General features: G+C 68.5%; 7 protein-coding genes and 1 tRNA gene. 2 read left to right on the forward strand and 6 right to left on the reverse strand.

What is annotated here, in order from left to right:
* Positions 1 to 15: 15 nt before the first annotated feature.
* The 5 genes from JK364_RS41475 to JK364_RS41495 form a co-directional block, all read right to left on the reverse strand.
* On the reverse strand, positions 16 to 1,488 hold the full coding sequence (locus JK364_RS41475) for a peptidoglycan D,D-transpeptidase FtsI family protein (protein ID WP_201856596.1): 1,473 nt from the start codon (positions 1,486 to 1,488) through the stop codon (positions 16 to 18).
* Positions 1,485 to 2,897 (reverse strand): FtsW/RodA/SpoVE family cell cycle protein, encoded by a 1,413-nt coding sequence (locus JK364_RS41480; RefSeq protein WP_201856597.1) that lies wholly within the window; start codon positions 2,895 to 2,897, stop codon positions 1,485 to 1,487. Before JK364_RS41480 ends, JK364_RS41475 begins: the two co-directional genes overlap by 4 nt.
* Before the next feature lie 22 nt (positions 2,898 to 2,919).
* Positions 2,920 to 4,509 (reverse strand): PP2C family protein-serine/threonine phosphatase, encoded by a 1,590-nt coding sequence (locus tag JK364_RS41485; RefSeq protein ID WP_201856608.1) that lies wholly within the window; start codon positions 4,507 to 4,509, stop codon positions 2,920 to 2,922.
* 75 nt (positions 4,510 to 4,584) lie between these two features.
* Positions 4,585 to 5,115, reverse strand: coding sequence for an FHA domain-containing protein FhaB/FipA (locus tag JK364_RS41490; RefSeq protein WP_201856598.1), 531 nt, complete (start codon positions 5,113 to 5,115; stop codon positions 4,585 to 4,587).
* A 10-nt stretch (positions 5,116 to 5,125) separates the two neighbouring features.
* Complete coding sequence (locus JK364_RS41495; protein WP_201856599.1) at positions 5,126 to 5,980, reverse strand: FHA domain-containing protein; 855 nt, start codon at positions 5,978 to 5,980, stop codon at positions 5,126 to 5,128.
* A 326-nt stretch (positions 5,981 to 6,306) separates the two neighbouring features.
* On the opposite strand from JK364_RS41495, the gene JK364_RS41500 reads away from it, so the two are divergent.
* Positions 6,307 to 6,393: transfer RNA gene (locus tag JK364_RS41500), tRNA-Leu, on the forward strand.
* Positions 6,394 to 6,688: 295 nt separating this feature from the next.
* On the opposite strand, the gene JK364_RS41505 is transcribed toward JK364_RS41500, so the two are convergent.
* Entirely contained in the window at positions 6,689 to 7,345 is a 657-nt protein-coding gene (locus JK364_RS41505; protein WP_201856600.1) for an FMN-dependent NADH-azoreductase, read from the reverse strand.
* Between the two features lie 114 nt (positions 7,346 to 7,459).
* On the opposite strand from JK364_RS41505, the gene JK364_RS41510 reads away from it, so the two are divergent.
* On the forward strand, positions 7,460 to 7,837 hold the full coding sequence (locus JK364_RS41510; RefSeq protein ID WP_201856601.1) for a winged helix-turn-helix transcriptional regulator: 378 nt from the start codon (positions 7,460 to 7,462) through the stop codon (positions 7,835 to 7,837).
* The last annotated feature ends 166 nt before the right edge of the window (positions 7,838 to 8,003 follow it).

Below are 8,003 nucleotides of genomic sequence, written 5' to 3' on the forward strand. Positions count from 1 at the left end.
CGGACGTGATGGGGGTCACTTGTCGCGCTCGGATTCCAGTACGGCCTGCATCACGTTCTTGGCGATCGGCGCGGCCAGCTTGCCACCGGCGATATCGCCGCGGAGGGTGTCGGACCCTTCGATGACGACCGCGACCGCGACCGGTGAGCCGTCGTCGCCCTTGGCGTAGGAGATGAACCACGCGTAGGGGTTCTTGCTGTTGGCGACGCCGTGCTGGGCGGTGCCGGTCTTGCCACCGACCGTGACGCCTGGGATCTGGGCGCTGGTGCCGGTGCCCTCCTTGACCACGGTCTCCATCATGCTCTGGAGCTTCTGGGCGTTCTCGGAGCTGAGCGGCTGGCTCAGCTGCTCCGGGTCGGTCTGCTCGATGGTGTTGAGGTTCGGGGCGCGCAGCGAGTCGATCATGTACGGCTTCATCAGCTTGCCGTCGTTGGCGACCGCGGAGGCGATCATCGCCATCTGGAGCGGGGTGGCCCGGTTGTCGAACTGGCCGATGGACGACATCGCGTTGCCCGGCCGGTCCATGTCCTCGGGGTAGACGCTGGCGTAGGCGCGGACAGGGGTGTCGACCGTCTCGTTGAAGCCGAACTTCTCGGCCTGCTCCCGCATCTTCTCCTTGCCGAGGTCGTCACCGAGCTTGCCGAAGACCGTGTTGCAGGAGTAGCGGAGCGCCTGCCGCAGCGAGGCGTTCTTGCAGGGGATGTTCCCCTCGTTGGGCAGGGGCTGGGTGGACAGCGGGAGCTTCCAGGGGTCCGGGGACTCGGTCGGCCCGTCGATGTCGGTGTACTTGCCGTTCTCCAGCGCGGCCGCGGCGGTGACGACCTTGAAGGTCGAGCCGGGCGGGTAGGTCTGACGGAGCGCCCGGTTGAGCATCGGGTCGTCCTTGTCCTTCTTCGGCTGGAGCCCGAGCCAGGCCTCCTTGTCCTTGGAGGTGGCGCCCGAGATCTTCGACGGGTCGTAGCTCGGGGTGGAGGCGAGGGCGAGGATCTTGCCGGTGCGCGGGTCGAGCGCGGCGACGGCGCCCTTCTTGTCACCGAGGCCCTTGAACGCGGCCTCCTGGGCCTTGCGGTTCAGGGTGGTGATGATGTCGCCGCCCTTCTGCTTCTTGCCGGTGATCATGTCGATCGTCCGGTTGAAGAAGAGGCGGTCGTCGTTGCCCGTAAGGATGCCGTCTTCGATGTTCTCGATCTGGTTGGCGCCGTACGCCTGCGAGGCGAACCCCGTGACCGGCGCCCACATGGGGCCGTCCTTGTAGGTGCGCTTGTACTTGAAGTCGATGCCGTTGGTCTCGGCGGATCCGGTGATCGGCTGGCCGTCGACGATGATGTTGCCGCGCGGCTGGCTGTAACGGGCGATCAGAACCCGGTGGTTTCCGTCGTGGTTCTTCAGCTCGTCGGCCTGGACGTACTGGAGCCAGTTGTCCCGCACCAGCAGGGCGAGGACGAGGAGTCCGCAGAAGATCGCGATTCGGCGCAGGGGCTTGTTCACGGTCGGACCACCTGGGTCATCTCGGCGTCTGTGGTGGGGGCGGGCGCCGGCGCTGGGCGCCGCGCGGTGTCGCTGACCTTGATCAGGATGGCGACGAGCGCCCAGTTGGCGATGACGGACGAACCGCCCTGCGCGATGAACGGCATGGTCATACCGGTCAGCGGGATGAGGCCCATCACACCGCCCGCGACGACGAAGACCTGAATGGCGAAGGCCGCGGACAGGCCGATGGCCAGCAGTTTGCCGAACGGGTCACGGGCGGCGAGGGCGGTGCGCACACCGCGCTCGACGATCAGGCCGTAGAGCAGCAGGAGCCCCATGGTGCCCGCGAGCCCGAGTTCCTCGCCGACGGTGGCCAGGATGAAGTCGGAGTTGGCGGCGAAGCCGATGAGGTCGGAGTTGCCCTGGCCGAGGCCGGTGCCGAAGACGCCGCCGGAGCCGAAGGCCATCAGCGCCTGGGCGATCTGGTCACTGCCTCCGGCCTTGGCCACCGCGAAGGGGTCGAGCCAGGCGTCCACACGCGACTGGACGTGCGGTTCGAAGGTGGCGACGCCGACCGCGCCGGCCGCGGACATCAGCAGACCGAAGACGATCCAGCTGGTGCGCTCGGTGGCGACGTACAGCATCACCACGAAGAGGCCGAAGAACAGCAGCGAGGTGCCCAGGTCGGTCTCGAAGACCAGGATGAGGATGCTCATCCCCCAGACCACCAGGATCGGGCCGAGGTCGCGGCCGCGCGGCAGGTACAGCCCCATGAAGCGGCGGCTGGCCAGGGCGAGTGCGTCCCGCTTGACCATCAGATAGCCGGAGAAGAACACGGCGATGATGATCTTGGCGAACTCACCGGGCTGGATGGAGAAGCTGCCGAGGGTGATCCAGATGCGGGCGCCGAAACGCGCCGGGAAGAACATCGGAAGGATCAGCAGGATCAGCGCCACCACCATGGAGATGTAGGTGTAGCGCTGGAGGATGCGGTGGTCCTTGAGCAGGATCAGGACGCCGACGAAGAGGGCGACGCCCAGTGCCGAGTAGATCAGCTGGTTGGGGGCCGAGGGCGCGAAGGCCATGCCGGCGTCCTTCGCCCGCTGGGCCAGCCGCCTGGACTGGTCCAGCCGCCAGATGAGCACCAGGCCCAGCCCGTTGAGGAGCGTGGCGATCGGCAGCAGCAGCGGATCCGCGTACGGCGCGAACTTCCGGACCACCAGATGGCCGACGGCGGCCAGCAGCCCGAGCCCGAGGCCGTAGCTGAGCATGCCGGAGGGCATCTCGTCGCTGAGCGCCAGGCCCGCGTTGGCGTAGGCGAAGACCGGAATGATCACCGCGAAGACGAGCATGGCCAGCTCGGTGTTCCGCCGGCTCGGCGGCCCGGCCGTACTGATCGTCGTCGTGTTGGTCGTACTACTGCTCATGGGTGGACGGCCCCTTACGGCTTCACTGCTGGGTGCTGCTGCACTGCGGGACCAACTTCTTCTCCTCCTCCGAGAGGGTGGGGCCGGGCTTCGGAGTGGGAGACGTCGTCGGCGTGGGCTTGGACGTGGCCTTGGCGGCGTTCGTTCCGAGCTGGCTCTCGTTCTTCTGGTCCCCGGGCTTGCCGCTGCTGGACGGGTCGGCGCTGCTGGAGGCCCCGCCACTGGGCGGCTTGTCGCCCTTGCCCTTGTCGCCGCCGGTGAGGTCCTTCTGGCTCTCCTCGGCCTTCTCCTGGGCATCGGCCTTCTTACAGGCGCTGGCGAGGGTGGCGAGGTCCTTGGTCTTGTCCTGGGCCTGGCCCAGTCCGCTGACCGTGATGGTGTCCTCCACACGGCCGCGCTGGTCGGCCGGGAGGTACTTGAGTTCGATCTCGCGGTGGTCCTCATGGATCTTGTTGAGCTTGATCCAGGCCAGATCCTGGCTGATGCCCTGATAGACCGCGACGTGGTCGCCGTTGGCGCCCACGTAGTACTGCGTCTGGGTCCAGCGATAGCCGCCGTAGAGGCCGCCACCGATCACGGCGAGGCCCAGCACGATGAAGAGCGACCGCTTGGCCCATGTCTTGCGGCCGCTCTTCTTGGTGAAGTCGCCTTCGGCGTAGTCGCCGTAACTGCCCTGCGGCATGCCGCCGATGGCCGGATCGCCGCTGCCGGGCGGTCCGAAGCCGCCGTGCGCGTCGCCCTGCTGCGGCGGTACGGACCGGCCGAGCTCCGCGGCCCGGCCCGCGGGGGTGTGCGCGGCCCCGCCGTCCCCGAGCGGGATCTGGTTCTCGGCGACCGCGCCCACGATCACGGGGGTGTCGTTGAGCTGGGCGGCGAGGGTGTCGGCGCCGTCGACGTCCAGGACGTCGGCGACGATGCAGGTGATGTTGTCGGGGCCGCCGCCGCGCAGCGCGAGCTGGATCAGCTCCTGCACGGTCTCGTGGGGGCCCTGGTAGCTGGCGAGGGTGTCCTCGAGGGTCTGGTGGCTCACGACGCCGGACAGGCCGTCGGAGCAGATCAGATAGCGGTCACCGGCCCGGACCTCGCGGATGGACAGATCGGGCTCGACGTGGTCACCGCTGCCCAGGGCGCGCATCAGCAGGGAGCGCTGCGGGTGGGTGCCCGCCTCCTCCTCGGTGATCCGGCCCTCGTCGACCAGGCGCTGCACCCAGGTGTGGTCCTGGGTGATCTGGGTGAGCGCCCCGTCGCGCAGCAGATACGCGCGCGAGTCGCCGACGTGCACCAGACCGAGCCGCTGGCCGGTCCACAGCAGGGCGGTGAGCGTGGTGCCCATGCCCTCCAGCTGCGGGTCCTCCTCGACCATGACGCGCAGCTGGTCATTGGCCCGCTGCACGGCACTGCCGAGGGACGTCAGGATGTCCGAGCCCGGGACGTCGTCGTCGAGCTGGACGAGGGTGGAGATCACCTCGGAGCTGGCGACCTCGCCGGCGGCCTGGCCACCCATGCCGTCGGCGATCGCGAGCAGCCGGGGACCGGCGTAGCCGGAGTCCTCGTTGCCCTCCCGGATCATGCCCTTGTGTGATCCGGCCGCGAAACGCAGTGACAGACTCATGCGCACCTCGCCCGTCGGCTCCGGGTACAGCCCCTTGCCAACCACGCTGCCCACCCTCCGGTCGTCATGGTCCTACTACTTCCGCAGCTCGATGACGGTCTTGCCGATACGGATCGGCGCACCCAGCGCAATCGGTGTCGGTGTGGTGAGTCGGGTCCGGTCGAGATACGTGCCGTTGGTGGACCCGAGATCCTCGACGATCCACTGGCCGTCACGGTCCGGGTAGATCCTGGCATGCCGGCTGGAGGCGTAGTCGTCGTCCAGCACGATTGTTGAATCGTGCGCACGGCCGAGGGTGATGGTCTGCCCCTGCAGGGCGACCGTGGTGCCGGTGAGCGTGCCCTCGGAGACCACCAGCTTGGTGGGGGCACCACGGCGGCCGCGGCCCCCGGACTGCTGGCGCTGCGGCGGCGGCGCGCTCTGCTGCTGCCGTTGTTGCTGCTGCTGCGCTTGCGGCCGGTCGGGGGCGCCGCGCCGCGCCGAACCGCGCTGGGTCACGCGGGTCCCGAACAGATCGCTGCGAATGACCTGGACGGCCACGATGACGAACAGCCACAGTACGGCGAGGAAACCCAACCGCATGACCGTGAGGGTCAGCTCTGACATTGCCCCCGCTTCACCCTTCGGCTTGCCGGTAAACGATGGTGGTGCTGCCCACGACGATCCGCGAGCCGTCGCGGAGCGTAGCGCGCGTGGTGTGCTGTCCGTCCACCACGATGCCGTTCGTCGACCCGAGATCCTGGACGGTCGGTGGGGTTCCGACCCGGATCTCGCAGTGTCTGCGGGAGACACCGGGATCGTCGATTCGCACGTCAGCGTCGGTGGAGCGGCCCAGGACGAGCGTGGGCCGGGAGATCTGATGGCGGGTGCCGTTGATCTCGATCCAGCGGCGGGTCTGGCCCTGCGGCTGGGCTCCGGCACCGGCCGCCGCTCCGCCGCTGCGGGGCGCCGGACGGGCGCCGGGAGGCGCGGAGGGCATCGGCGGGGCACCGGCGGGCTGGGCGGGGTAGCCGTAACCGCCGGGGCGCTGCTGCGGGGCCGCTCCGGCGCCGGCGCGGCCCGGCGCCTGCTGTGCGCCCTCCGCGCTCTGGGACTCGCTGGAGGCCAGGGTCCGGCTGCGCACCCGGTACAGGCCGGTGTCGAGGTCCTCGGCCTTCTGCAGATGCACCTTGATGGCGCCCATGAAGGTGTATCGCTGCTGCTTGGCGTAGTCGCGGACCATACCGGCCAGCTCGTCGCCGAGCTGTCCGGAATACGGGCTGAGCCGCTCATAGTCGGGCGCGCTCAGCTCGACGATGAAGTCGTTGGGGACGACCGTCCGGTCGCGGTTCCAGATCGTGGCGTTGTTGTCGCACTCGCGCTGGAGCGCGCCGGCGATCTCGACCGGCTGGACCTCGGACTTGAACACCTTGGCGAAGGTGCCGTTCACGAGGCCCTCGAGACGCTGCTCGAAGCGTTTCAGTACTCCCACCGGGCACCTCCTTCCTCAGTCCTGCTCTGCGTCGTCCTGGTACTGCTTACTGATCGTATCCACGCGTCGGGAAATCGGGTGGTTCCCCTTCCTCGCCCTGTGGAGCAGTGTCACCTCTCACAGGGATCGTAGAGGTGCCCTGACGACAGTGTCCCGCAACCGTGACGCTCTACGGACGGGTGGGGGCGGGGGCCTCGGTAACGGGTGTGATTGCACCCCGAGGGCCGTGCTAATGTTCTGGATGTCGGAAGGCGCCCCACACGAACCGGACGGATCAAGAAGATCGGGCCGGGGAGCGGGGAGAGTGGCCGGGCGGCAGCACCCATGCGCGGGTGGCGGAATAGGCAGACGCGCTGGATTCAGGTTCCAGTGCCCGAAAGGGCGTGGGGGTTCAACTCCCCCCTCGCGCACCAGTCGGAGCGGGTCTCTCCGGAGTGACGAAAGTCGCTCGGAGGGGCCCGCTTCGCGTTTGTGGCGGCTTCGCGTGCGCCGCGGCTTCGTGTGCGCGGCAGGACCTCCTGGGGCTCCCGGACGAGCGGCGGTCTCCCGGACGAGCCGCAGGGGTCTCCCGGACGAGCCGCAGGGGCCTCCCGGAGAAGAGGAGGCCCCTGCGGCCCGATGCCCGTTGGGACCGGATCAGACGGGTCGGGCGGATCAGACGGGTCGGGCGGATCGGTCGGGTCGGGCAGATCGGTCGGATCAGTCGGATCAGGCGGCGGCGAAGCGCGTGGCGAGCTCCTTCGCCTTGGCCGCGACGTCCTCGTGGGCCTTCGCCTTGGAAGTGTCCGACAGCTCGACCAGGTCGGCCATGGCGGGATTGCTGCGGGCCAACGTGAGTTCCGGCACAACGAAGGTGACATCGAGGCCGAGGCCGTCGCCCAGGGCCTTCCCGAGGTAGTTCGTCACGAACTCGAAGCTCTCCCGCGGGGTGCCCGGGCCGTAACCGCCGCCGCGGCTGGCGACGACGATCGTCGGGGTGCCCGAGGTGGTGGTCTGCTCGGCGCCCGCGGTGCGGCCCATGATGATCACGTGGTCCAGCCACGCCTTGAGGGTGGAGGGAATCGTGAAGTTGTACATCGGGGCGCCGATCAGGACCACGTCGGCCTGCTCGAGCTCGCCGGCAAGGGTCTCCCGCAGGGCGAAGGCGGCGTGCTGCTCGGGGGAGCGCTGGTCGGCAGCGGCGAAACCGGCGGCGGCCGCGAGGCCGTCCAGGTGCGGCAGCGGCTCGGCGGCCAGGTCGCGATAGATCACCGTGCCGTTCGGGTGCTGGGCTTCCCATTCCTTGCGGAAGGTGGCCGTGACCGCGCGGGAAGCGGAGGCTTCACCGGGGAAGACAGAGGTGTCGAGGTGCAGAAGAGTCGGCATGGATGCCTCCAGTGACAAGGCTCGGGAAGGAGCCAGTAATACCTACGTACCTACAGAAGGCACAGTAGCTTACTTTTTCGTAGTCCCGAACCGGAACGCAGTAGTGTGTATTCCATGGCGAAGGATCGTGGGGCCCACAACGAGCAGGCCTGCAAGCAGGTCGACGGCGAGATGACGCGGTTCTTCGAGCTGTTCGGCAAACGATGGACGGGGCTGATCGTGGCCGTGCTGACGGAGCAGGGGGCGTACTTCGCCGACCTGCGGCGGGCCATCCCCGGGATCAGCGAGCGGATGCTGTCGGACCGGCTCACCGAGCTCGCCACGGCGGGCCTGGTGGTGCGGGAGGTCGACGCCGGGCCGCCGCTGCGGGTGGCCTACCGGCTGACGGACGCGGGGAAGGCGCTGGAGCCCGCGCTGAAGGAGCTGTCGCGGTGGGCGGAGAAAAATCTGCCCTCGGGCGGCGAGGGCTGCCCGGAGCAGTTCCGGGGCTGAGCCGGATCACCTTCTGATCTGGGGTTCACCCTCTGATCTGGGGTTTCGCGTGATCGTCAAGGTTTTCCACAGGCTCTGACGGGGTGGGTCGACAGGGGGTACGGTCGATTCAGTCGATTCAGTCGATTCAGTCGATTCAGTCGATTCAGTCGATTCAGTCGATTCA

Origin of the sequence: Streptomyces endocoffeicus (genome assembly GCF_016741935.1) — a bacterium.
GTDB lineage: Bacteria > Actinomycetota > Actinomycetes > Streptomycetales > Streptomycetaceae > Streptomyces > Streptomyces endocoffeicus.